This window comes from Streptomyces sp. CO7 (assembly GCF_053474865.1).
This window is the reverse complement of the sequence record NZ_JBRIOU010000004.1, coordinates 49,251-49,679: the sequence shown is the minus strand read 5'-3', so window position 1 is coordinate 49,679 and position 429 is coordinate 49,251. Positions and strand designations below refer to the sequence as shown.

Annotated in this window: 1 pseudogene; it reads right to left on the bottom strand. The window is 83.0% G+C overall.

Features of this window, described 5'->3' with window-relative positions:
• Positions 1–429 (bottom strand): annotated as a pseudogene (locus ACOV8S_RS12880) (hypothetical protein); the annotation flags it as partial.

The following is a 429-nucleotide window of genomic DNA, read 5'->3' as shown; positions in this document are numbered from 1 at the left end:
GTCCGGGCCAGGGCCAGGGTCAGGGCGGTCAGGGTGGCGGCCGTCCCGGCCAGGCTCCCCGTCCCGGTGGTCAGGCCCCCCGTCCGGGTGGCCAGGCTCCGCGTCCGGGCGCCCGTCCGGCCGGTCCGGGCCAGGGCCAGGGTCAGGGCGGTCAGGGTGGCGGCCGTCCCGGCCAGGCTCCCCGTCCCGGTGGTCAGGCCCCCCGTCCGGGTGGCCAGGCTCCGCGTCCGGGCGCCCGTCCGGCCGGTCCCCGTCCGGGCAACAACCCCTTCACCTCCGGCGGCAACGCCGGCATGGCGCGTCCGCAGGCTCCCCGCCCGCAGGGCGCCCGTCCGCAGGGCCCCGGCGGCGCTCCCGGCGCCGGCCCGCGTCCGCAGGCTCCCGGCCAGGGCGGCGGTCCCCGTCCCCAGGCTCCGGGCGGCTCGCGTC